Genomic DNA, 23,482 nt, shown 5'->3' with positions numbered 1-23,482 from the left:
CCATGGACGGCGCAGCGCGCAACGATCACGACACCGACGATGTCCGCCACGATCAGGCGGGCGACGATCGGGGCGGTGACGATCGGGGCGGGGACGATCGGGGCGAGGACCTCGGCACCCAGCGTGTCTCGCTCGACGCGCTTCTCGGCGAGGACGAGGTCGGGCAGGACGAGATCGGGCAGGACGAGGTCGGCGAGGTCGGCACCCAGAAGGCCGACCTCGCGGCGCTGACGGCCGGCTCCGACGACACCACCGACCCGCGGCCCGGTCGGCGCACCGACCCCGATGTCGGAACACAGGCTGTCGCACCGGTGTTCACCGTCGGGGTGGACCCCGACGATCGGACCGACCGCGTCGTGCGGTCCCGTCCGGCCGTGCCCCATCCGGAGCCCGACTCGGGTCCGCTCGGCCGGCGACTCGTGCCGCGGCGCCGTCCTCCGGTGCACGAACGCAGGCTCGGCAGCGGCCTGGTCGAGATGCCGAAGATCACCGACATCGAACCCGAGGACGCCGTCATCGACGACCCGGTGATCGCCGACAACAAGCGGTTCTGCTGGCGCTGCGGCAAACCGGTCGGCCGCGTCGAGGGCGAGGGTGCCGGACCGCCGACCGGTGATTGCGGGAACTGCGGCGCCCGATACTCGTTCGTTCCCGGTCTCGCTCCCGGCACACTGGTCGCCGACCAGTACGAGATCGCCGGTGCGATCGCCCACGGCGGCCTGGGCTGGATCTACCTGGCCATCGACCGCAATGTGAGCGATCGGCCCGTCGTCCTCAAAGGCCTGCTGAACTCCTCGGATTCGGAGGCACAACGCGTCGCGGTCGCCGAGCGGCAGTTCCTGGCCTCGGTGAATCATCCCGGGATCGTCAAGATCTACAACTTCGTCGAGCACGTCGACGACGATGACCGCTTCGGCTACATCGTGATGGAGTACATCGGCGGTCAGACGCTCAAGCAGATCACCGCAGGAGACCCGGACAACTCGTTGCTCTCGGTCGAGCAGGGTCTGGCCTACATCCTGGAAGTGCTTCTCGCCGTGGGCTACCTGCACTCGGTCGGCCTGGTCTACAACGACGTCAAGCCCGAGAACATCATGGTCGGCAGTGACGAGGTGAAGCTGATCGATCTCGGTGCCGTCTCCCCGATCAACGGTTACGGGCACCTCTACGGCACGCCCGGGTTCCAGGCGCCGGAGATCGTCAAGACCGGACCGCAGATCGCGACCGACATCTACAGCATCGGACGTACCCTCGCGGTCCTCACCGTGCCGATGGAGATGCGCCACGGCCGCTACGTCGACGGCCTGCCCACCGCGTCGAAAACGCCGCTGTTCCGGAACAATCCGTCGTATTACCGCCTCTTGCAGCGCGCCACGGCGCCCGATCCGGCCGACCGCTTCGTCTCCGCGGAGGAGATGAGCACGCAGGTGCTGAACGTGTTGCGCGAGACGGTCGCCGTGCACACCGGCGTTCCGCGTCCAGCGCTGTCCACGGTGTTCACCCCGCAACGTTCGACCTTCGGCACCGACCTCATGCTCGCGCCCGTCGACGGCTTCTTCGACCCCGATCAGGCGGCGTTCTACGACCCGGTGGACATCGCCAACGCGCTGCCCGTCCCACTGGTCAACCCGCTCGACCCGGCCGCGAGCCTGCTCACCTCGGCGGCGCTGTCGGATCCGCGCCAGACCCTCGACTCCATCAACACCGCCCGTGCAGAGGGTTTCGCGTCGCTCTTCGGCGGCCGACCGGTCAAGAACGCCCACCCCTCTCGGGAGATCGATCTCGCCGAGGCACGCGCTCACCTGCAACTCGATGACGTCGACACCGCGCTCGCCCTCCTGCAGGAAGTCCGGGCCCACCATGGCGATTCGTGGCGGGTCGAGTGGTACATGGGCATCTGCGCGCTGATGAACGACGAGCCCGAACTCGCCTACGAGCGCTTCGACGAGGTCCTCGGCGCGATGCCCGGCGAGGTGGCACCGAAGCTCGCCGTCGCCGGTACTGCCGAACTCATCGGCCGCTGGCTGGCCGACGAGAAGGGGCCCGCGAAGTCCGCGGACAAGATCGCCAAGCTGTATGACGTTGCGCAGCACCACTATCACGACCTGTGGCTCACGGACCACAGCATCGTCACCGCCGCCTTCGGACTGGCCCGGCTCGCGGTGGCCGCCGGTGACATCGACGCCGCCATCCAGCCGCTCGACGAGGTGCCGGCCACCAGTCGCCACTTCAACACCGCACGCGCGACGGCGATCATCGCGCTCGTCCACGGCCGGCCCACCACGCAGGTGACCCGTGAGCAGATCGTCGAGGCGGCCCGACGTCTCGAGCAGATCCCGGACACCGAACCACGTAAGGCCCGGATGCTGCTGATCGTGCTGGGCACGGCGCTGGGCTGGATCCACGACAACCCCGAGGATGCCGCACAGGACAAAGAACCCTCGACGTTGCTCGGATTCCCGTTCACCGAGTACGGGATTCGCACCGGCACCGAGCGCTCGCTACGTCAGCTGGCCCGTCTGACCCGCACCAACCGTGCCCACCGGTTCATGCTGGTCGACCTCGCCAACTATGTCCGGCCGAACACTCTGTTCTAGGACGACCGACCCAACCTACCGTTCGCTCAAGCCCACCACTTTTCCGTAAACCCACCGCCACACCGGCCGCTGGGTTTACGGAAAAGGGGTGGGTTCTGGCGCCCTCGCGGCGGGTGTCACTCGCCGACCACCGCCGCCGATTGCCGCGCGATGGCGAGCTCTTCGTTGGTCGGCACGACGAGCACCTCCACTGCACTGCCATCCGCCGAGATCCGACGAGCAGCCTTGCCGCGCGCAGCGTTCCGCTCCTCGTCGACGACGATCCCGAACCCTTCCAAGCCCGCCAACGCACGAGAGCGAACGACTGCCGAGTTCTCCCCCACCCCCGCCGTGAAGGTGATGGAATCGACGCGGCCGAGGGCGAAGGCGTAGGCGCCGACATAGCGGCGCAGGCGGTGGATGTAGACGTCGAAGGCGCGTCGGGCGGCGTCGTCGCCGGAATCCATCAGCTCCGTGATGGCGCGGAAGTCGTTCTCCCCGCACAGGCCTCGAAGTCCCGACCGTTTGTTGAGCAGCGTGTCGATCTCGCCGACGGACAGGTTCGCCACCCGGTTCAGGTGCAGCACGAGCCCGGGATCGAGATCGCCGCTGCGGGTTCCCATCACCAGCCCCTCGAGCGGCGTCATGCCCATGGAGGTGTCGATGGGCTGCCCACCCGCGATGGCCGACGCCGACGCGCCGTTGCCGAGATGCAGCACGATCTGGTTCAGCGACGCCGGGTCGCGGTCCAGGAACTCGGCCACCCGCCCGGACACGTACTCGTGGCTGGTGCCGTGAAACCCGTAGCGGCGGATGGCATGCTCGTCGGCGACCGCACGGTCGATCGCGTACGTCGCGGACGCATCCGGGAGTCCGTGGAAGAAAGCGGTGTCGAAGACCGCGACCGACGGGACGTCCGGCAGCAACTCCTGCGCGGCCAGGATTCCGACCAGATTCGCGGGATTGTGCAACGGTGCCAGCGGAGAGATGCGCTCGATCTCCGAGATCACCTCGGGGGTGACGACGGTCGGCTCGTAGAACGACCTGCCGCCGTGGACAACCCGATGCCCGACCGCGCTCAGTCCCGCGTCCGCCAGATCGGTTCCGTTGTCGGCGAAGAACCGCTCCGCACGCCGGACCGCGGCGAGATGATCGTCGAGTTCCATTGTCTCGGTGACCGTTTCGCCGTTCTGTTCATGCGTCATCGACGAGCCGGTGTCGCCGATCCGCTCCGCGATGCCCTCCGCGAGCACCGTGCCGTCGGCCGGTTGCACCAGTTGATATTTCAACGACGACGAGCCGGCGTTGAATACCAGCACCGCACCGGACGCCGCGCTCATCGACGATCCTCCTCGTCGGCGGCGCCGGCGTTCTCGGCGATCGGGTCCACACCCTCCTGCTGGGCTTGGATCGCGGTGATCGCCACGGTGTTCACGATGTCGGAGACGAGGGCTCCGCGACTCAGATCGTTGATCGGTTTGTTCAGGCCCTGCAGCACCGGTCCGATGGCGATGGCTCCGGCGCTGCGCTGGACCGCCTTGTACGTGTTGTTGCCGGTGTTCAGGTCGGGGAAGATCAGCACGGTCGCGCGACCGGCGACCGGCGAGTCGGGCATCTTGGTCTTCGCCACCGAGGGTTCCACCGCGGCGTCGTACTGGATCGGCCCCTCGACCAGCAGCTCGGGTTCCCGCTCCCGCACGAGTTCGGTTGCGGTCTTGACCTTTTCGACGTCGGCGCCCGATCCGGACGTTCCCGTGGAGTAGGACAGCATCGCGACACGGGGGTCGATACCGAAGGCCGCCGAGGTCTGCGCAGACGAGATGGCGATGTCGGCGAGCTGCTCGTCGGACGGGTCGGGGACGATGGCGCAGTCCCCGTACGCGAGGACCTTGTCGGCCAGACACATGAAGAACACACTCGAGACGGTGGACACCCCGGGTTTGGTCTTGATGATCTCGAAGGCCGGTCGAATGGTGTGCGCGGTGGTGTGCGACGCCCCCGACACCATCCCGTCGGCGCGCCCGGTGTGCACCATCATCGTGCCGAAGTAGGACACGTCCCGCATCTTCTCCTGCGCCCGTTCGAAATCCATGCCCTTGTGCTTGCGCAGATCGGTGTAGATCCGGGCGAACTCGTCGAGGTACTCCGACTCGGCCGGGTCGATGACCGTCACGTCGGTCAGGTCGAGTCCGAGTTCGATGGAGCGCTCGCGCACCGCGTCGGGATCACCGAGCAGGGTGAGGTCGGCGACCCCGCGCCGGGCAAGCCGGTTGGCCGCGCGCAGGATCCGATCGTCATCCCCCTCCGGCAGCACGATGTGCTTCCGGTCGGCACGCGCGCGCGAGATCAGGCGGTACTCGAACATCTGCGGCGTCACCACGGTCGGCGTCGACACGTTGAGGTTGAGCATGACCTTCTCGGGGTCGACGTGGGTCTCCATGAGCGACAGCGCAGCCTCGATCTTGCGCGCCGAGCCCACCCCGAGCCGGCCGCGCGTGTGGGCGGCGGTGCGCGCGGTGTCGTAGGTGCCCTGTGGACAGCTGATGATCGGGAGGGTCGGCTTCAAGCCGCTCACCAGCGCCTCGATCATCGGATGCGGCTTGAGGCCGCCGTTGAGGATGATGCCCGCCAGGCGCGGAAACCCCTGTGCGGTGTTGGCGTTCACCAGGGCGAGAAGGACATCCGACCGATCGGCGGGCGTGATGACCACCGTGCCGTCGGTGAGTCGTTCGAGGATGTGCTCGACGGTCATGCCCCCGACCATCACCCGCAGCGCCTCACGATCGAGCAACTCCTCGTCGCCGCTGTACATGGTCGCGCCGAGCGCTTCTTTCAGCTCGCCCATCGTGGGAGCGAACAGCACCGGCTCCTCGGGCAGACACAGTGCGGGAACACCGGTGCTGCGCAACTGGTCCCGGATCTCGTCGAGACGGTCGGGATCGCACCGGTTCGCAACCAGCGCGATCGGGGTCGCATGTGCGGCCGTCACCTCGGCGATCAGACCCTCGGCCAGACCATGCAGTTCTGCCGGCGACCGGTCGATCGCCCTGATCGCCAACACCATCGGAGCAGCGAGGTTGGCGGCGATCCGGGCGTTGTAGCTCAGCTCCGACGGGGTTCCGACGTCGGTGTAGTCCGAGCCCACGATGACGACGCGGTCGCACCGGGACTGGATGGCGTGAAAGCGGGCGACGATCTCCGCGATCGCGCCCTCGGGATCGTCGTGGACCTGTTCGTAGGTGACGCCGAGACAGTCCTCATACGGGATGTCGGCCGAGTCGTAGTCCAGGAGAAGGTCGAGGATCGGATCACGGTCGTCGGTGGCCGTCCGCGAGATCGGTCGGAACACGCCGACGCGCCCGCCGGTGGCCGACAGCAACGCCAGCAGTCCCAGCGCGACGATGGACTTGCCGGTCTCGCCCTCGGCCGAGGCGATGTAGATACTCGTCGTGGTGTCGGTGACGACCTGTTCCGCACTCGCGGGTCCGTCGGCGTTCGCGGTCTGGACTGCATCCGTGGCCATGCGCCCCAGCATAGTGGCGGTCGCGCCGGGCGCCGGGCCGTCGGATGGAGCGTCAGATCAGAATCCCGGGATTGCACACCCCGGCCGGGTCGAGCGACCCCTTCACCGCCCGCAACGCGTCGAGGGCCAGCGGTCCGATCTCGTCGTGGTAGGCGTCCCGGTGATCCCGCCCGACCGCGTGATGGTGGGTGATACTCGCGCCGGACGCCCGGATCGCGGTATTGGCCGCGGTTTTCGCCGCCGCCCATTGCGCCAGCGGGTCCTCGCCGAACGGCGCGACGACCGTGAAGTACAGCGACGCCCCCGACTCGTAGACGTGGCTGATGTGACACATCACCAGCGGTGGCGTGCCCGACGCTGTGAGCGAGTCCGTGACGGCGGCCGTCACCGCGGCGCGCACCTCGTGCAGCCGCGACCAGAAGGCGACGGTCTCGAGCGTCTCGACGAGCACCCCGGCGTCGAGCAATGGATCGCGCAGATACGGCCCCGCGAAACGGCCTGTACGCCAGGCCTCTCCCGGACCGTCACCCAGAGCGTTGCCCCCGACATCGGTCAGCACCGCCGACGCCGCGTCCCGCCGCCGCGCCACCTCGTCGGCCGCACCCTCGTACCCGGCGACGACCAGACACCCGGACCCGCCATCCGCTTCACTCTCGGCGCCGGCGCCGGCGCCGGCCGGATCGGCGAGATTCAACGCGGTCTCCACCTCATCCGACAGCCGGAGCACGGTGGGTAGCGGACCGTCCTGGGCGAGCCGACGGAGCGCGGTGGCGCCGTCGGCGAACGACGCGAACCGCCAGGCGTCGAAGACGCGGGTCGTCGGGACGGGCCGGATGCGCAGCTGGACGCTGGTGATGACACCGAACACGCCCTCCGAGCCGAGGACCAGCTGACGTAGATCGGGGCCGGCCGCCGAGCGGGGCGCGGTACCGAGTTCGATCGTGCCGCGCGGAGTGGCCAGCACCAGCCCTTCCACCATCTCGTCGAACCGCCCGTAGCCCGCCGACGACTGACCGGCCGACCGGGTGGCCGCATACCCCCCGATCCCCGCGCCCTCGTAGGACTGCGGGAAATGTCCGATGGTCCAGCCCTTCTCGCGGAGGAGCGCTTCGGCCGCCGGCCCCCGCAGGCCTGCCTCCAGCGTCGCCATGCGGGAGATCTCGTCGATCTCGACCACGCGGTCGAGGCGTCGCAGGTCGAGGCTGATCACACCGGCGACCCCGGAGCGGTCCGGCGTCAGACCGCCCACCACCGATGTCCCGCCGGTGAACGGCACCACCGCGATCCGCCGCTCCGAACACAGTCGCAGGATCGCGACCACCTCGTCGTGGTCACCCGGGTACACGACCAGATCGGGTGCGTCGTCGGCGTCGCCCGCACGCAACCGCAGGATGTCCGGGGTGGAGTAACCGCGCGTGTGCTGAACCCGGGCGGCATCCGCATCGGAGACGTTGTCGGCACCGACGATCTCCGAGATCTGATCTCGCACAGCGGCATCGACGACCGGTCGGGCGAGCGTGATCGTCGCCGGGTCGACACCGGAATCGACCGGTCGGTCGCCGGCGAGAGCAGCCGCCGCACCCGGCAGTTCGGCGGTGCGCGCCGGGTCTCCCCATCGCGGCCGCTGCATTTCGACGACGGGGATCGCGGTTTCGTCGGACATCGGATCGCCGCCGCTCATCGCGCCGTGCCCGGCCCGGTACCGCCGGTCGGCGCCGCGCCCCCGGCGTCGTCTCGCACGACCGCCCGGACGACCAGTTCGGCGATCTGCTCGTCGCTCAGGAAGCTGTCGGGGATGAGCATGAGGGAGTAGATGGTCCGCACGAGGAACTCCGCGGCCCCCCGCGGATTCGGGAACAACTGGTCCCCGATCTCGGGTTCGAGGTCGGGAAGGGTCTCCGCCACGATCTGGTGGATGAGCGTCGGCCCGGCCGGATCGCTGGTGGCGACCAGCGCGCGGACGACCTCCTCGGGCTCCTTGCGCAGCACGTACTGCAGCGCGTCGTGGTTGCGGATGTACGGCAGGACGTTCACCACCTGCGCGTGGATCTTGCCCGCCGCGTCAGGCGCACTGGCCGACCACTCGACCAGCTTCACCCGCAGCAGCGAGACCTCGCGCTCCACGATCGCCGTGACCAGCGCTTCGCGCCCGCCGAACATCCGGTAGGCGGTGGCGCGCGCGACCCCGGCGTGCCGTGCCACCGACGTCAGACTCAGCGTCTTGGCCCCGAATCGGGAGACGAGCCCGACTCCGACATCCACCATGCGGTCACGATCCATGCGAAAACCGTAGCGAATCAGCCTGAGGCGGGAACCGTCGTGGTGGTCGTCGTGACGGTCGGCGCCGTGGTCGTGGTCTCGTCCGGGACGGCATCTCGGGTGCTCGTCTGCGGTGCCGGGTCGTCGGCGGGCCGATCGGACTCCCGTGACTGCGACGGAGCGGACGGGGCCGGCGGAGGTGACGATCGTCGGAACGACGGCGTCGTCCGCTCGGGCACCGGCGCCTCGGCCCGCGCGGTGATCGTCGTCTGACGCTCCACGCGGTCGGTGCCCGAACCGCCGCCCCGGCACTCGACGACGAAGGTTCTCGACACGTTCGGGAACACCGTGGCCGCGAGAGAACCACGCGAACGGGCCCCATCGCCGTCGAGTCGGTGGGCCGCAGCGCACCGCTCGGCGTGAGGGTGCACACCACGGCCGGGTTGCGCGTCGCGTTGTTGTACAGATCGATCTGGATGCGAGTCCCGTCGACGTGTACCGAACACCCGGGGACGGGCCCCGACCCGGCGAACGGCGGACAGCTCACATTCGGCGGCGCCGCAGGCGATTCCGAGTCGACGGTCAGAAGCGTCACCGCCGCGCCCAGGGTCAACGATCCGCCGATCGCGAGACCGGCGACGAGCTTGCGCATGACGGTGTCCCCTCGGTTGCGGTCGTGCCGGGACCCCGTTGTGGGTGTGGAGGCGCCATCGCCGGCGACGATGCGTCCAGGCTACGCGCAGGGCGGGCCATGCGCGGCCTTCTCGGCAGCAATCGGCGCGCGATGGCGACCCCGGCGAGGCAGAGCAGTCCACCGACGATGCCGACGCCGGTCGGCAACTCGTCGAGCAGCACCCACGACAGGACGATGACGATCGCGGGGACCACGAGCGTCGTGGCCGCCATCGCGCTCGCATCAGTGCGCGCCAACGCATACGCCCACGTGGAGAATGCGATCGCGGTCGGCCCCACACCGAGGTAGATGACCGCCCAGATCGCCCCCGGCTCGGCGCCGGCCAACTCGCCGACGGCGACCGGGGCGAACGGCGCGGTCGCCACGAGACCCGCGACCGCACCCAGCCAGGTGGCGGTCAGCGCGTCGACGGCGCGCAGTGCGGACTTCTGGATCAACACGCCGGTCGCGTACAGGACTGCCGCGGCGACCCCGAGGACGATGCCCAGCCAGTCGGCGTGCGCGTCCGCGGTCGCGGATCCGCCGAGCGCTATCAGCACCACGCCGGCGAAGGCGATCGTCATGCCGATCACGAGATGGCGCGGAAATCCCTCTCCCAGAAACAGTCCCGCGGCAACGGCGACGAGGATCGGCGCCAGGTTCACCAGCAGCGCCGCGGTCCCGGCGTCGAGGTGACGCTCGGCCCAGTTCAGCAGGATCGTGTAGCCCGCGAACCACGCGACGCCGTAGGCGATGACCATTCCCAGTGCGCGACCCCGCGGGAACAGCGGACGTGTCGGCGTTCCGGTGGTCCGCGCGCGCAGACGCACCACCGCCATGAGGACCGTCAGCGGGATGACCGCGGCGAGCAACCGCAGAAAAGCCATGGCACCCGGCGAGAACGTGTCGCCCAGCGCACGGATCCCGACGAAGGCCGACGCCCACAACACGACGGTGACGATCGCTGCCAGCGCGGGCAGCGATGCGGAGGCGGACGCAGCAGATGCCGGCAGGCGCGGGGACATACGGTCCAGAGTCGCCCATCCGGCACTTCAGGACAAGTGGATACTTGAATCCAAAACTTCAGTGACACTGAAATGACCGCGTTATACTCGCCGCATGGTCGACATCCACCGACTCCGCGTCCTGCGTTCGGTCATCGGCGAGCAGTCCATCGGCGGGGCCGCGGCCGCGCTCGGGTACACACCGTCGGCGGTCAGTCAGCACATCGCCACGCTCCAGCGCGAGACCGGACTGTCGCTGGTGGAGCGTGACGGTCGTGGCATCGTGCCGACCGAGGCCGGCACCATCCTGGCGCGCGAGTCCGACACGGTCTTCGAGCAGATCGCCCGCGTCGACGGCCTGATCTCGGAGCTGCGCGACGGACGACTCGGCCAGTTGCGGATCAACTATTTCGCCTCCGCCGGCGCCACCTGGATCCCGCCCATCGTCGCGGCGATCTCCCGCGAATTCCCCGGACTGCGACTCGATCTGCGCCTCATCGAACTGATGGGCCCCTCGTCGACGTCACCCGACATCGAGATCTACGTGGCGGACAGTCGACGCCCCGCTGCCGAGGTCGGCGGCTTCGACGATCGCCGACTGGCCACCGACCCGTATCACGCTGTCGTACCAGAGGATTCACCGTGGGCGGCGCTCGAGTCGGTGACCCTCCGTGAGCTGTCCCAGGTCCCGTGGGTCGACAACGACGTGGCGCGCGGCCCGTGCCGACAGGCACTGCTGGACGCGTGCACGTCGGTCGGATTCGTACCCGATTTCAGCGTGGAGACACAGGACTACCCGACCGCGATCCGGTTCGTCGCGGCCGGGGTCGGACTCACCGTCGTCCCCAGACTGGCCCTGATCGACCTGCCGCCGGGCGTCGTGGCGATCCCGATCCTCGATCCCACGCCCGCGCGCGAGGTGCGGGTCCGGGTGCGCCAGGCAGGGCTCGACCTACCGCCGGTGCGACAAGTCCTCGACATGCTCGACTCCGCTGTGGCGCACAGCTTTTCGTAGGGGCTTCGACAAGCTCAGCCGGCGGGAGGGATCAAGCCTCACCGCTGGTTGAGCCGGGCCGGAGCGAAGCGACGCCCCGAGTCGAAGCCACTCCCGCGTCAGCCGAGCTTGCGCAAGCGCGGGGCGAGGTCGCGTTCGAAGTTGTCGAGGAACCGCTGCTGGTCGTGTCCGGGGGCGTGGAAGACCAGGTGATTGAGCCCGGCGTCGGTGTAGAACTTGACCTTCTCGACGGCCTCGTCGGGGTCGGAGGACACGATCCACCGCTTGGCGACCTGCTCGATCGGCAGCTCGTCGGCCAGGCGCTCCATCTCGGTGGAGCTGTTGACGCTGTGCTTCTGTTCCGGGGTCAGCGACAGCGGGGCCCAGAACCGGGTGTTCTCCAGCGCCAGTTCGGGATCGGGATCGTAGGAGATCTTGATCTCGATCATCTTGTCGATGTCGTCGACGTTGCGTTCGGCCTTCTGCGCACCTTCGGCGACCGCGGGCAGCAGCTTCTCGGTGTAGAGCTCGGGACCCTTGCCCGAGGTACAGATGAAACCGTCACCGGCGCGACCGGCATAGCGGGCCACGACCGGGCCGCCGGCGGCGACATACACCGGGATCGGTTGCTCGGGAATGTCGTACATGTACGCGCCCTGCGTGTGGTAGTACTCGCCGTCGAAGTTGATCTCCTCGCCGGTCCACAGCTCGCGCATGAGCGTGATGGACTCCCGCAGGCGTGCGAATCGTTCCTTGAACTCCGGCCACTCGCCCTGGAAACCGGTCGCGTACTCGTTGAGCGCTTCGCCGGTTCCGACGCCGAGCATGATGCGTCCGGGGTACAGGCAGCCCATCGTGGCGAAGGCCTGCGCGATGACCGCGGGGTTGTAGCGGAAGGTCGGGGTCATCACCGAGGTGCCGATCTGCACCCGCTTGGTGCGCTCACCGACCGCCGCCATCCAGGCCAGCGAGAAGGGCGCGTGACCGCCGTTGTGCCGCCAGGGCTGGAAGTGATCGCTCACCGCAACCGAATCCATGCCGTGCTCTTCGGCCGCGACCGCGATCTCCACCAGCTCGCGCGGATCGAACTGCTCCGCCGATGCCTTGAAACCGAGCTTGAGTTCTGCCATGTCCATCGCTCCTCTGCCACCGGCCTCACCGCCGGCGCGGGCCGGTCTGCGGAGTCGGCCGAATCGTGTTGTGACCTCGCATACCAACGTAGAGCATGTGCGCAGACAGCGGCGTCGCCAGCCTGTCGCCCCGTCAGCCGGCCCTGCTGCCGGCCGCAGACGCCTCGTCGGGCTCGCCAACGGTCAACGTCCGTGACGCTCCGGCCCGTGTGTCGGCGATGTGCCGCTCCAGCAGGTCGGCCGCACGCTCGGAGTCGCGGTCGCGCACGGCGTCGAGGATCGCCCGATGCTCGGCCACCGACACGTCGTGCCGCCGGCCCGCGGTCGGCAGATAGTAGAAACGCACCCGCTTGTTCACGTCGGCGACCATCGACTCGAGGACTCGGTTGTGCGCACAACTCGCCAGTCCGACGTGGAAGTCGCAATTGATCGCGGACAGCGCCGCGTCATCGGTCGTCGCATCCTGACGTTCGACGACCTGCACCAGCTCGTCGAGTTGCGCGGCGGTGCGTCGTTGCGCCGCCAGCCACGCCGCTTTCCGCTCGACGATGAGCCGTGCCTCGAACAGGTCCGACAGTTCGGCGGCATCCCGGTCCCGGACGTAGGTGCCGCGATTGTGACGACGGACGACCCACCCCTCGGCTTCCAGGGAACGGAGGGCCTCGCGCACAGGGATGTGACTGACCCCCGACTCCCGGGCGAGCTCGTCGGCGTTGATGCGCGTACCGGGCGCGAGTCGTCCGGAGAGGATGCCCTCCTCCACCTCGGCGCGAATCCGGTCGGCCGGGGCCGGGGTGACGCCCACGACGCTCTCACTCATGGCGAGATCCTATATGAATTCTGGATTCTCGTTATCCTCGCTCGATGCCGGCCACCGTCGTGACGAGAGTTCGCCGCGAATGCCCTCCTGTCTCGGTTAATCGGTTGTTAACGACGCGGCAACGAGAGCGCGACGACTCGAGCGTTTCCTATAGGAACTTGCATCGAGGTTCGGGAGGAACCCATGAGCTCTACCTCAGACATACCCGTCGCCGGGACGGGACCCGGCAACACCGCCCCCGACGCGGCGGCGACCTTCGACGAGTACGAGGACCGGCCCGTCCCGGCGTCGGCGCGCAAGTCACTCTTCGCGGTGTCATCGGTGTGGCTCGGGTTCCCGATGATCCTCACCTGCGCGGTCTTCGGCGGCATGATCGTCTACTCGCTCGGCTTCTGGCCGGGCATGGCCGCGATTGCGGTCGGCAACCTGATCCTGATGGTCTACGTCGGCCTGCTCAGCTATCAGGCGGGACGCACCGGCGAGAACTTCGCACTGATGGCGGCCCGGACGTTCGGCGCGAAGGGTTATCGCATCCCCGCGGCCTTCCTCACCACTGTCGTGATCGGCTGGTTCGCCTTCCAGACCGGCCTCACCGGCTCGACGCTCGAGGCGAGCATGGGGTGGAACGCCACAGTGATCGCGCTGATCGCCGGCGTCGGGTACGTGGCGGCGACGCTGCTGGGTATCCGGGCGCTGACCGTGATCGGCGTCATCGCGGCACCGCTCTATCTCGTCCTCGGTGTCCTCGCCATCGCCGACGCCTCGTCCGCGCCCGGCGCCGGTGAATTCACCTCGTACGCCGGTGGCGCCGGCGCCACCGCGCTCACCTTTGGTGCCGCGGTCACACTCGTGGTCGCCCTGTTCGCCGATTCCGGAACCATGACAGCCGATTTCACCCGCTGGTCGGTCAACGGCAAGCAGGCGTTCCTCGCCGCCTTCAGCGCCTTCCCGGTCGGCAACACGATCGCGCTGACCATCGGCGGCATCATCGTCGCGATGGGCGCCGGCGACGATCCGGCGACCAACGGTGGCGGATTCCTCGGCATCCTGATCGACAACGGCGGCGTGCTGGTCCCGATCGCGATCGCCTTCGTGTTCATCAACCTCGGATCGGTGTGCACGCATTGCCTCTACAACGGCGCCGTCGGCTGGAGCGAACTGACCGGCATCAAGATGCGCGTCCTGACCGTCGCTCTCGGGGCCGTCGGTGTCGCGCTCGCCGTCGCCGGAATCTGGCAGCACTTCGAGGATTGGCTCAACCTGCTCGGCGTCGTCGTCCCGCCGCTCGGTGCGGTCCTCATCGTGGATCAGGTGCTCCCACGGACGAAGCGGGCCGCATCGGCCGATTCCCCGGTCGCCTGGCGCGCGACGTCGTTCGTCGCGTGGGGCGGCGGCGCGGTCGCAGCCCTCGTCACGCACTACATCGCCCCCGTTCTGTGCGTCGTCGCGGTGGGGATCCTCGTGTCGGGAGTCCTTGCCGCGCTCCTGAGTCGGCGGTCGTCGGCACAGTCGACGACGGCACCCGCAGCCACCGAGGGTGTCGAATCGGCGCCGGTCTGACGCCCTCCGAGGCTCCCCGGGGTCCGGCAGGCCCACTCACCCAGGGAGCAGCAGCCCCCACCCACCGAAGCAGGAACCATCCATGACATCCTCTGCATCACAGCACTTTTCGACGATCGGCGCCGCACGGCCGTACGCCTGGCCCTACGACGGCGGTTTCGACCCCACCGCCACCGCACTCCTCTGCATCGACTGGCAGACCGACTTCTGCGGCCCGGGCGGGTACGTCGACTCGATGGGCTACGACCTGTCGTTGACGCGGGCGCCACTCGGACCGACCGCCCGGGTCCTGGCCGCGGCGCGCGACGCCGGCCTCACGATCATCCACACCCGAGAGGGCCACCGCGCCGATCTGTCCGATCTCCCGGCCAACAAACGCTGGCGGTCGGGACGGATCGGAGCCGAGATCGGCTCCGCCGGTCCCTGCGGTCGCATCCTGATCCGCGACGAACCCGGATGGCAGATCGTACCGGAGGTCGCTCCCCGCGACGGCGAGATCGTCATCGACAAGCCGGGTAAAGGCGCCTTCTATGCCACCGACCTCGACCTCGTGCTGCGCACCAACGGGATCACGCACCTCATCCTGACCGGGATCACGACCGATGTCTGTGTTCACACCACGATGCGCGAGGCCAACGACCGCGGTTACGAATGCCTCATCCTCTCCGACTGCACGGGCGCGACCGATCCCGCCAATCACGAGGCCGCCCTGAACATGGTCACGATGCAGGGTGGCGTGTTCGGCGCCGTCGCCGCGTCGTCGGATCTCCTCGCCGTGATCGCCCGGGAGCGGGCGTCGATATCGCCGTGTAGCACCTGCACCCCTGGTGAGGGGCGTGTTCGCGGCGGGCGATTCCTCTGGTGGCGAACACACTGGACTTGAAGCTCGGTTGAAGTTCTACCGTGGTTGGCATGAGCATGCAGTCCGTGGCCTGGGACATGATGTACAAGTCCTCCACCCAGCCCAACAGCAAGCGGTTGCGGGGCGACCGCCGGGCGACCCTCCGCCGGATCGGCGCATTCGCCCGACCCCACCGGCGTCGTATCGCCCTGTTCCTCGTGCTGTCGATCTTCACCGCGGTGCTGACGGTGGTGACCCCGCTGCTGGCCGGCCGGGTCGTCAACCTGATCACCGAGAGCGGCTCGGAGACGATGATCGTCGGACTCGCGGTCGCCATCGCGCTGATCGCCGTCGCCGAGGCCGCCGCGGGGATCGGGGTCCGCTGGCTGTCGGCAAACATCGGCGAGGGTCTCATCCTGGACCTGCGTCGAGCCGTCTTCGACCACGTGCAACAGATGCCGGTCGCGTTCTTCACCCGCACCCGCACCGGAGCCCTGGTGAGCAGGCTCAACAACGACGTCATCGGCGCTCAGCGCGCATTCAGCGACACCCTGTCGGGCGTCGTCTCCAACATCGTCACGCTCACCCTGACCCTCGCCGTGATGATCGCGATCAGCTGGCAGATCACGCTGCTCGCGCTGATCCTGCTGCCGGTCTTCGTCGTACCGGCGCGGCGGATGGGCCGGCGGATGGCCGCGCTGTCCCGCGAGGCCGCCGAGCACAACGCCCGGATGTCGACACAGATGACCGAGCGGTTCTCCGCCCCCGGCGCCACGCTGGTGAAACTCTTCGGGCGGCCCGACCTCGAGTCGCGCGAGTTCGCCGAGCGCGCCGACCGCGTCCGCGACATCGGCGTGCGCCGGTCGATGCTGCAGGCGTATTTCATGACGACCCTGATGCTGGTCTCGGCGCTCGCCCTCGCGCTGGTCTATGGGCTCGGCGGATGGCTTGCGGTGCAGGATCATCTGTCCGCGGGCGCGGTCGTCTCACTGGCACTGCTGCTGACCCGGATGTACGCGCCACTGACCGCCCTGGCGAATGCCCGGGTCGAGATCATGAGTGCGCTGGTCAGTTTCGAGCGCGTCTTCGAGGTGCTCGATCTCCGGCCCCTCATCACCGACGCCCCGGACGCGATAGCGGTGCCCGGCACCGAGAGTGGGCGGCCCGTACCGGTGTCCGTCCGGTTCGACGACGTCTCGTTCGCCTATCCCGCGGCCGACAAGGTGTCGCTGGCCTCACTGGAAGAGGTTGCCCAGCTGGACAACCGAGCCGGGACGACGGTGCTGCACCACGTCGACCTGGATGTCCCGGCCGGCAGCATGGTTGCCCTGGTGGGCAGTTCGGGTGCCGGCAAGTCGACGATCGCGAGTCTCGCGACCCGCCTCTACGACGTCGATGAGGGGTCGATCGAGCTGGCCGGGGTGGACATCCGGAAGTTGCAGACGGCGTCGGTCCACCGGACAGTCGGCCTCGTCACCCAGGACGGCCACCTCTTCCACGACACCATCCGCGCCAACCTCGTTCTCGCGCAGCCGAACACCTCCGACGACCAGATCTGGGACGCGCTCCGTCGCGCTCGGCTGGACGACCTGGTCGGCTCGCTGCCCGAGGGGCTCGACACGGTCGTCGGCGAACGCGGCTATCGCCTGTCCGGCGGTGAGCGGCAACGGATGACGATCGCCCGTCTGCTCCTGGCCCAGCCGTCGGTCGTCATCCTGGACGAGGCGACCGCACATCTCGACTCGACGTCGGAGGCGGCGGTTCAGGAGGCGCTCGGCGAGGCCCTCGAGGGACGGACCTCGATCGTCATCGCCCACCGGCTCTCGACGATCCGGGCCGCCGACGAGATCGTCGTGCTCGAGGGTGGGCGCGTCGTCGAACGCGGTGATCACCCGACGCTCCTCGCCCGCAACGGGCGCTACGCCGAGCTCTACCGCACCCAGTTCGCCGACGACGACCCCGAGGACTCGGATTCGCTGACGGCGTGACCCTTCGAGACGCGGCCTCCGCAAGCTCCGGCCGCTCCTCAGGGAGCAGGGATGGCCGCCGACCCCGCAAGCTCCGGCCGCTCCTCAGGGAGCAGGGATGGCCGCGGCCCCCGCAAGCTCCGGCCGCTCCTCAGGGAGCAGGGGTGGTCGCCCTCACGCTTCTTCGGGAGGCAGAGGTGAGATCAGTCGTCGAGGTCGTCGAAGTTGTCGATCAGCCCGCGGCGCCGGGGACGATCGTCGGTGTCCTTGACCCGCTCACCGAGGCGGCGCCGGAGCTGCATGGCGATCAGCACGATGTTGACGACCACCACGGCGATCCCGACGGCCACCCAGAACCAACGGCCTTCCTGCCACCAGCCGACGGTCAGCCAGCCGATGCAGAAGATGAGGATCGTCGCGCCGACGATGGTCAGTGTCATCGAGAACGTCTGCGCGCTCCGCGAGAAGTCGGGGCCGGTGGTCACGATGATCTCCTGCATTCGGGGACAACTGTTGGCACGGCCGCCCCGGCGGAAACGATGTCGTGGTGGGCGCAGGTCAGGACTGGATCACCATGACGACCGCGACGAGGACAGCCACCACCACTATCGCAGCGACCACGAGCATGACCTGCTGCGGCCCCGGCATCTCGCCGCCGGTGACCAGGGCCCGCGACGTCCGCCGCCATCGCCGGGCCCCGAGTACCGCCAGCGAGGCGCCCAGCGCGACCATGAGGACGCCCAGCACGATGTCGAGGAGCGGGGTGGCCTCGTCGGGCGACAGGTAGACGACGGCGATCCCGGCCGCGATGAAGCCGAGGGCGGTCCGGACCCACGCGAGCAGGGTGCGTTCGGCGGCGAGGGTGAACCGGGCGTCCACCGCGCCGGGCGGCCTGATCTCCAGGTCGTCGTCGTACGACGGGCCCGGCGCCGCCGGAGCACTCACACCGTCAGCCGGCCCGCTTACCCGTTCGTTCGTCAGTGCTCTTGCCCTCTCGAATCGCTTCGGTGGCGAAGGCCGCGGTCACCTCGACCGCGTCCAGGGTCTCGGGGTGGTGCGCGCTCAACACCGGAAAGGCGTGTACCTGCCACGCGTAAGTGTGCGCCACCGCGGTGACGCCCACCTCGTCGAGTGACTCGACGAGGTCGATGATGTCGGGCTCGAGCATCTCCCCCTCGGCCGCGACGAGCACGGTCGGCGGGAACGAGGTGAGGTCGGCGTCGGCGATGCGCCGGACCCCGGTGAGCTCGACGGGCCCCTTGTCGAACTGGGGCGCCAGCCGGGCCATCTTGGACTTGGGCAGATAGGCGTCGGATCGGCTGGACCGGTCCGGATGAACGCCGAGATCCATGTCGAGCAGCGGCGAGAACCCGATCAGCGCCGCCGGCGTCGGCAACCCGCGCGTGACGGCCGCCTCGACGACCTTCGCCGCCAAGAACCCCCCGGCCGAGTCGCCGGCGACGATGACACGGCGGAAGCCCCGCTCGTTGATCAGTTCGGCATATGCGTCGACGGCGTCGACGACGGAGGTCCCGACCCCCGCCTTCGGCAGTTGGCGGTACTCCAGCGAGAAGACCGGCACCTCACACGCTCGCGCCATCCGCGCCGCGATCGATCGGTGCGTACCGAGTCCGCAGACCACGAACGCACCACCGTGCAGATAGAGCATCGCCGTGTCGCTGTCCCGGCGTGAGGGTCCGACCGGCATGATCAGCTCGGCCGGCCGTCCGGCCAGGACCAGCTGTTCGCGGACCACGCCGCGGGGCTTGGGTCCGACCGCCATGATCCGGTCGATGAGGAACAGGCCCGCCAGCCCCGGCGTGTTGACCGGCCACAACGACAGCGCCGGCTTCAGGAACACTCGTGCGCCGAACCACATGGGGAAAGACCGAAGGCTCGGGCGACGGTGGTGAACGATGGGCATCAGATCCTCCTGGCCCGAAGCTACACCCCGTGGCCGTCCGTTTCAGTACGTTCGTCGGGGTCGCCGTTCACTGTGTCGAGGTCGTTCGGTCACCTTGGTCGGCTATATTCTCGGACTCGTGACCAGATCGCGGATGTGCCCGGCAGGTGCCGTTTAGGTGCCGATTCCTCCCCAGTTCCTGTTGTCTGCGCAGGCAGACCCCCCTCGCACCCTCTGCGATGTACTCACCGCCACCGCGCGGGCGCACCCGGACGCGGCGGCCATCGACGACGGTGAGATGACCCTCACCTACGGCCAGTTGCTGGCCGTGGTCCGTCGTACCGTCACGCGGCTCGGCGAGGTCGGCGTCGGGCGGGGCAGCCGGGTCGGGATCCGGATGCCCTCGGGCTCGCGAGACCTCTATGTCGCGATCCTGGCGACCCTCTACGCGGGCGCCGCATACGTGCCGGTCGACGCCGACGACCCGGACGAACGCGCCGAACTCGTCTTCGGCGAGGCCGGTGTCGACGCCATCGTCGACGCCGACGGACCGCGGTCGACCACGACGACGTCGACACCCGCGGAACCCCCCGCCCGCCCCACGCCCGACGACGACGCGTGGATCATCTTCACGTCCGGGTCCACCGGAAAGCCCAAGGGCGTCGCGGTCACCCATCGCAACGCCGCGGCCTTCGTCGACGCCGAGGCGGCCATGTTCCTCCCGGATGCCCCCATCGGCCCACACGACCGGGTCCTGGCCGGGCTGTCGGTCGCGTTCGACGCGTCGTGTGAGGAGATGTGGCTCGCGTGGCGCAACGGCGCCTGCCTGGTGCCCGCGCCGCGCTCGCTGGTTCGCAGCGGCATGGACCTCGGACCGTGGCTGGTGGCACGGGACATCACCGTCGTGTCGACGGTGCCCACGCTGGCCTCACTGTGGCCGCCGGAGGCCCTGGAAGCGGTGCGGCTGTTGATCTTCGGTGGCGAGGCCTGCCCGCCCGAGCTCGCCGACCGGCTGGCCGTCCCGGGCCGCGAGGTGTGGAACACCTACGGCCCCACCGAGGCGACGGTCGTGGCCTGCGCCGCACCACTCGGCGGGGACGGCCCGGTACGCATCGGATTGCCCTTGCGTGGTTGGGATCTCGCGGTCGTCGACGCCCAGGGACAACCGGTCACCGAGGGCGAGGTCGGCGAGCTCGTGATCGGCGGCGTCGGTCTGGCCCGTTACCTCGACCCGGCCAAGGACGCGGAGAAGTACGCGCCGATGCCGACCCTCGGCTGGGAACGCGCTTATCGCAGTGGCGATCTGGTGCGTCTGGACACCGCAGGCCTGCTGTTCATGGGCCGCGCCGACGACCAGGTCAAGGTCGGCGGCCGGCGTATCGAGCTCGGCGAGATCGACAATGCACTGCAGAACCTGCCCGGGGTGAGCGGCGCCGCGGCCGCCGTTCGCAAGTCCGCGGCGGGCAACAGCCTGCTCGTCGGCTACCTCGTGTCGGCCGATCCCGGCTTCGACGTCGCCGACGCGCACGCCGAGTTGCGCCGCCAACTGCCCGCCGCGATGGTGCCCACCCTTGCCCTTGTCGACGAATTGCCCACGCGCACTTCGGGGAAGGTTGATCGTGATGCGCTGCCCTGGCCCCTGCCGGGCAGCAGCAGACCAGTGGATGACGACGTTGAACTGAGCGAGACCGAGCTCTGGCTGGCGCAACTGTGGACCGATGTCCTCGGGATGACCGTCTCCAGCCCGGACGTCGACTTCTTCGCCGAGGGCGGCGGCTCGCTGGCCGCGGCGCAGCTCGTCACCGCAGTGCGCGAACGATACCCCGACATCTCGGTCGCCGACCTCTACGACCATCCACGCCTGGGGTCGATGGCCGAGATGCTCGACGCCCGCCGCCCGACGACGAGCATCGACGAACGCCACATCGCACCGACCCCGCGCTCGGCCGGGCTGGCACAGCTCGCGCTGACCATCCCGCTGACGACGCTCACCGGACTGCAGTGGGCCACCTGGCTCGGCGTGGTCAACAACCTCGCGGTGCTCGCCGCCGAGCGGATGGACCGCACCGTCGAGTGGCTGGTCGAGATCAACTGGTGGGTCCTGCTGGCGGCGTTCCTCGTCTTCATCACCCCGCCCGGACGCATGTGCATCGCGGCTCTCGGCGCCCGAGTGCTCCTTGCCGGCGTCTCGCCGGGCGTGTACCCGCGCGGCGGCAGCGTCCACGTGCGGTTGTGGGTCGCCGAACGACTCCTCGACGCCAGCGGCGCCGCCAACCTGTCCGGGGCACCGTGGATGATCTATCTCGCGCGGGCTCTCGGAGCGACGATCGGGCGCGGCGTCGACCTGCACACCATCCCGCCGGTCACCGGATTGCTCACGGTCGGCGACGGCGCGTCCGTCGAACCCGAGGTCGACATCTCCGGCTGGTGGATCGACGGCGACGACGTCCACATCGGGGAGATCGCCATCAAACGCGGCGCGTCGATCGGCGCTCGGTCGACGCTCACCCCGGGCGCGGTCGTCGGACGCGATGCCGTCGTCGCCCCCGGATCAGCGGTGTTCGGCCGGGTCAAGGCCCGCCAGCACTGGGCCGGTTCCCCCGCGGTCAAGATCGGGAAGGCCGAGCATCCGTGGCCCGACCACCGGCCCCCGCGGGCGACGTGGTGGGTACCGATCTACGGGTTGTCGTCGCTCGGGCTGGCCGCGATCCCGCTCATTTCCCTCGCGTCTGGCCTGGCGGTGATCGGGGCCTGGGCACTGACCGCGGACCGGTTGCGCGACGCCGGGATTCGCGCGCTGATCCTGCTGCCTGCGGCCACCATCACGAGCCTCTTCGTGTTCGCAGCCATCACCGCGGGCTTGGTCCGGCTCGCCGCGATCGGCCTGCACACCGGGTACCACCCGGTTCGTTCGCGTGTCGGCTGGCAGGTCTGGATCACCGAGCGCCTCCTCGACGCCGCGCGCACGTACCTGTTCCCGCTGTACGCGAGTCTGCTGACCCCGACCTGGTTCCGTGTCCTCGGCGCGAAGGTCGGTGTGGGGACCGAGATCTCCACCGCGCTCGTGCTCCCCCGGTTCACCACCATCGGCGACGGCGCGTTCCTCGCCGACGACACGATGGTCGCGTCGTACGAACTCGGCGGCGGCTGGCTGCACATCGACGAGGCGAAGATCGGCAAGAGGTCCTTCCTCGGCAACTCCGGTATGACCGGGCCCGGCCGCAAGGTCCCCAAGAACGGGCTGGTGGCGGTGTTGTCGGCAACGCCCGATCGGGCGAAGTCGGGGTCGAGCTGGCTCGGCAGCCCGCCGGTGCGCCTGCGCCGGACCGCGGCCCAGATCGACACCTCGCGCACCTTCGACCCGCCGGCCACCCTGAAGATCGCCCGCTCACTCATCGAGACGCTGCGCCTGGTGCCCGTCATGGTGTCGTTCGGGCTGGGCGTCGGGCTGCTGCTCGCGCTGCAGTACGTCGCGGTACACGTGCACTACGGGGTCGCGGCCCTGGTGAGCGGCCTGCTCCTGCTCGTCGTCGGCGCGATCGCCTGCGTCACCGCCGCCGCGGCCAAGTGGCTCGTCGTCGGCCGCATCACGGTCAGCGAGCACCCGCTGTGGAGCTCGTTCGTCTGGCGCAACGAACTGTCCGACGCGTTCGTCGAGACCGTTGCGGCACCCTGGTTCGCCAACGCCGCGACCGGCACTCCGATCCTCAACCTGTGGCTGCGGATGCTCGGCGCGAAAATCGGCCGGGGCGTCTGGTGTGAGACCTACTGGCTGCCCGAAGCCGACCTCGTCACGCTCGGCGACGGCGCGACCGTGCAACGCGGCTGCGTGGTCCAGACGCATCTGTTCCACGACCGTGTGATGGCCATCGACCGCGTCACGCTCGGGGCCGGGGCGACCCTCGGCCCGCACTGCGTCGCGCTGCCCGCATCCGGACTCGGCGACTCGGCGACCGTGGGGCCGGCGTCGCTGGTCATGCGCGGAGATGTGGTCCCGGCTCACACCCGCTGGCAGGGAAACCCCATCGCTCCCTGGCCTCGCTGATCCGAAGGGACCGCATAACCGCAGTTCACAGCCCCTGCTCCCTAAGGTGCGAGGAGCGAAAGCGACGAGATGGTCCTATAGATTGTCAAGCGCTCCGAGGTCGGTGGTGAAGGCTTTGTAGAGTTCGCGGGCGACGTAGCGTTTGAGGCATCGGATGATTTCCTTCTTCGTTTTCTCGTTGCCGCGT

General features: G+C 69.0%; 16 protein-coding genes and 1 pseudogene. 6 read left to right on the top strand and 11 right to left on the bottom strand.

Annotated features, from left to right (window positions below):
* Positions 1-2: 2 nt before the first annotated feature.
* On the top strand, positions 3-2,597 hold the full coding sequence (locus MHN80_RS24120) for a serine/threonine-protein kinase (protein ID WP_239403990.1): 2,595 nt from the start codon (positions 3-5) through the stop codon (positions 2,595-2,597).
* 116 nt (positions 2,598-2,713) lie between these two features.
* On the opposite strand, the gene MHN80_RS24115 is transcribed toward MHN80_RS24120, so the two are convergent.
* The 6 genes from MHN80_RS24115 to MHN80_RS24090 form a co-directional block, all read right to left on the bottom strand.
* Entirely contained in the window at positions 2,714-3,916 is a 1,203-nt protein-coding gene (locus tag MHN80_RS24115) for an acetate/propionate family kinase (protein ID WP_239403973.1), read from the bottom strand.
* Positions 3,913-6,111 (bottom strand): phosphate acetyltransferase, encoded by a 2,199-nt coding sequence (gene pta / locus MHN80_RS24110; protein ID WP_239403972.1) that lies wholly within the window; start codon positions 6,109-6,111, stop codon positions 3,913-3,915. The genes MHN80_RS24115 and pta overlap by 4 nt, the downstream gene beginning before the upstream one ends.
* Before the next feature lie 40 nt (positions 6,112-6,151).
* Positions 6,152-7,762, bottom strand: a complete 1,611-nt coding sequence (locus MHN80_RS24105; RefSeq protein WP_239403971.1) for an FAD-binding oxidoreductase — start codon at positions 7,760-7,762, stop codon at positions 6,152-6,154.
* A gap of 14 nt (positions 7,763-7,776) precedes the next feature.
* Positions 7,777-8,379, bottom strand: coding sequence for a TetR/AcrR family transcriptional regulator (locus tag MHN80_RS24100; protein ID WP_101820798.1), 603 nt, complete (start codon positions 8,377-8,379; stop codon positions 7,777-7,779).
* Positions 8,380-8,396: 17 nt separating this feature from the next.
* Positions 8,397-8,693 (bottom strand): hypothetical protein, encoded by a 297-nt coding sequence (locus MHN80_RS24095; protein WP_239403970.1) that lies wholly within the window; start codon positions 8,691-8,693, stop codon positions 8,397-8,399.
* Between the two features lie 274 nt (positions 8,694-8,967).
* Entirely contained in the window at positions 8,968-10,056 is a 1,089-nt protein-coding gene (locus MHN80_RS24090; RefSeq protein WP_239403969.1) for a DMT family transporter, read from the bottom strand.
* A 94-nt stretch (positions 10,057-10,150) separates the two neighbouring features.
* Between MHN80_RS24090 and MHN80_RS24085 the strand changes: the two genes are divergently transcribed.
* Positions 10,151-11,050 carry a LysR family transcriptional regulator gene (locus MHN80_RS24085; protein ID WP_239403968.1) on the top strand — a complete coding sequence of 300 codons (900 nt, stop codon included), beginning with the start codon at positions 10,151-10,153 and terminating at the stop codon, positions 11,048-11,050.
* Positions 11,051-11,148: 98 nt separating this feature from the next.
* Here the strand turns inward: MHN80_RS24085 and fgd are convergent, their stop codons facing one another.
* The gene (gene fgd, locus MHN80_RS24080; RefSeq protein WP_033205237.1) at positions 11,149-12,159 is read right to left on the bottom strand and encodes a glucose-6-phosphate dehydrogenase (coenzyme-F420); all 1,011 of its coding nucleotides are present in this window, start codon (positions 12,157-12,159) and stop codon (positions 11,149-11,151) included.
* Between the two features lie 133 nt (positions 12,160-12,292).
* Complete coding sequence (locus MHN80_RS24075) at positions 12,293-12,979, bottom strand: GntR family transcriptional regulator (protein ID WP_239403967.1); 687 nt, start codon at positions 12,977-12,979, stop codon at positions 12,293-12,295.
* A 183-nt stretch (positions 12,980-13,162) separates the two neighbouring features.
* Between MHN80_RS24075 and MHN80_RS24070 the strand changes: the two genes are divergently transcribed.
* The 3 genes and pseudogenes from MHN80_RS24070 to MHN80_RS24060 all read left to right on the top strand — a co-directional run bounded on the left by MHN80_RS24070 (position 13,163) and on the right by MHN80_RS24060 (position 17,368).
* On the top strand, positions 13,163-14,539 hold the full coding sequence (locus tag MHN80_RS24070) for a cytosine permease (RefSeq protein ID WP_239403966.1): 1,377 nt from the start codon (positions 13,163-13,165) through the stop codon (positions 14,537-14,539).
* Between the two features lie 82 nt (positions 14,540-14,621).
* A pseudogene (locus MHN80_RS24065) lies at positions 14,622-15,320 on the top strand (cysteine hydrolase family protein); the annotation flags it as partial.
* A 131-nt stretch (positions 15,321-15,451) separates the two neighbouring features.
* On the top strand, positions 15,452-17,368 hold the full coding sequence (locus MHN80_RS24060) for an ABC transporter ATP-binding protein (RefSeq protein WP_239403965.1): 1,917 nt from the start codon (positions 15,452-15,454) through the stop codon (positions 17,366-17,368).
* 182 nt (positions 17,369-17,550) lie between these two features.
* Here the strand turns inward: MHN80_RS24060 and MHN80_RS24055 are convergent, their stop codons facing one another.
* The 3 genes from MHN80_RS24055 to MHN80_RS24045 form a co-directional block, all read right to left on the bottom strand.
* Positions 17,551-17,832, bottom strand: a complete 282-nt coding sequence (locus MHN80_RS24055; RefSeq protein ID WP_033205231.1) for a hypothetical protein — start codon at positions 17,830-17,832, stop codon at positions 17,551-17,553.
* Between the two features lie 73 nt (positions 17,833-17,905).
* Positions 17,906-18,292, bottom strand: coding sequence for a DUF202 domain-containing protein (locus MHN80_RS24050; protein WP_239403964.1), 387 nt, complete (start codon positions 18,290-18,292; stop codon positions 17,906-17,908).
* Positions 18,293-18,296: 4 nt separating this feature from the next.
* Positions 18,297-19,271, bottom strand: a complete 975-nt coding sequence (locus MHN80_RS24045) for an alpha/beta hydrolase (RefSeq protein ID WP_239403963.1) — start codon at positions 19,269-19,271, stop codon at positions 18,297-18,299.
* A 157-nt stretch (positions 19,272-19,428) separates the two neighbouring features.
* Here MHN80_RS24045 and MHN80_RS24040 point away from each other — a divergent pair, with 157 nt between their 5' ends.
* Positions 19,429-23,295: a Pls/PosA family non-ribosomal peptide synthetase gene (locus MHN80_RS24040; protein WP_239403962.1), complete on the top strand. Its 3,867-nt coding sequence runs from the start codon at positions 19,429-19,431 to the stop codon at positions 23,293-23,295.
* Positions 23,296-23,482 lie beyond the last annotated feature (187 nt).

The organism is Gordonia sp. McavH-238-E (genome assembly GCF_022348225.1).
GTDB lineage: Bacteria > Actinomycetota > Actinomycetes > Mycobacteriales > Mycobacteriaceae > Gordonia > Gordonia terrae.
The sequence above is the reverse complement of the archived record's forward strand: the minus strand, read 5'-3'. Positions and strand labels throughout refer to the sequence as shown.

What these genes read in the sequence shown, in the direction of transcription:
- MHN80_RS24120 (WP_239403990.1), top strand. Translation starts at nt 3, where the DNA reads ATGGACGGCGCAGCGCGCAACGATCACGACACCGACGATGTCCGCCAC.
- MHN80_RS24115 (WP_239403973.1), bottom strand. Translation starts at nt 3,916, where the DNA reads ATGAGCGCGGCGTCCGGTGCGGTGCTGGTATTCAACGCCGGCTCGTCG.
- pta (WP_239403972.1), bottom strand. Translation starts at nt 6,111, where the DNA reads ATGCTGGGGCGCATGGCCACGGATGCAGTCCAGACCGCGAACGCCGAC.
- MHN80_RS24105 (WP_239403971.1), bottom strand. Translation starts at nt 7,762, where the DNA reads ATGTCCGACGAAACCGCGATCCCCGTCGTCGAAATGCAGCGGCCGCGA.
- MHN80_RS24100 (WP_101820798.1), bottom strand. Translation starts at nt 8,379, where the DNA reads ATGGATCGTGACCGCATGGTGGATGTCGGAGTCGGGCTCGTCTCCCGA.
- MHN80_RS24090 (WP_239403969.1), bottom strand. Translation starts at nt 10,056, where the DNA reads ATGTCCCCGCGCCTGCCGGCATCTGCTGCGTCCGCCTCCGCATCGCTG.
- MHN80_RS24085 (WP_239403968.1), top strand. Translation starts at nt 10,151, where the DNA reads ATGGTCGACATCCACCGACTCCGCGTCCTGCGTTCGGTCATCGGCGAG.
- fgd (WP_033205237.1), bottom strand. Translation starts at nt 12,159, where the DNA reads ATGGCAGAACTCAAGCTCGGTTTCAAGGCATCGGCGGAGCAGTTCGAT.
- MHN80_RS24075 (WP_239403967.1), bottom strand. Translation starts at nt 12,979, where the DNA reads ATGAGTGAGAGCGTCGTGGGCGTCACCCCGGCCCCGGCCGACCGGATT.
- MHN80_RS24070 (WP_239403966.1), top strand. Translation starts at nt 13,163, where the DNA reads ATGAGCTCTACCTCAGACATACCCGTCGCCGGGACGGGACCCGGCAAC.
- MHN80_RS24060 (WP_239403965.1), top strand. Translation starts at nt 15,452, where the DNA reads ATGAGCATGCAGTCCGTGGCCTGGGACATGATGTACAAGTCCTCCACC.
- MHN80_RS24045 (WP_239403963.1), bottom strand. Translation starts at nt 19,271, where the DNA reads ATGCCCATCGTTCACCACCGTCGCCCGAGCCTTCGGTCTTTCCCCATG.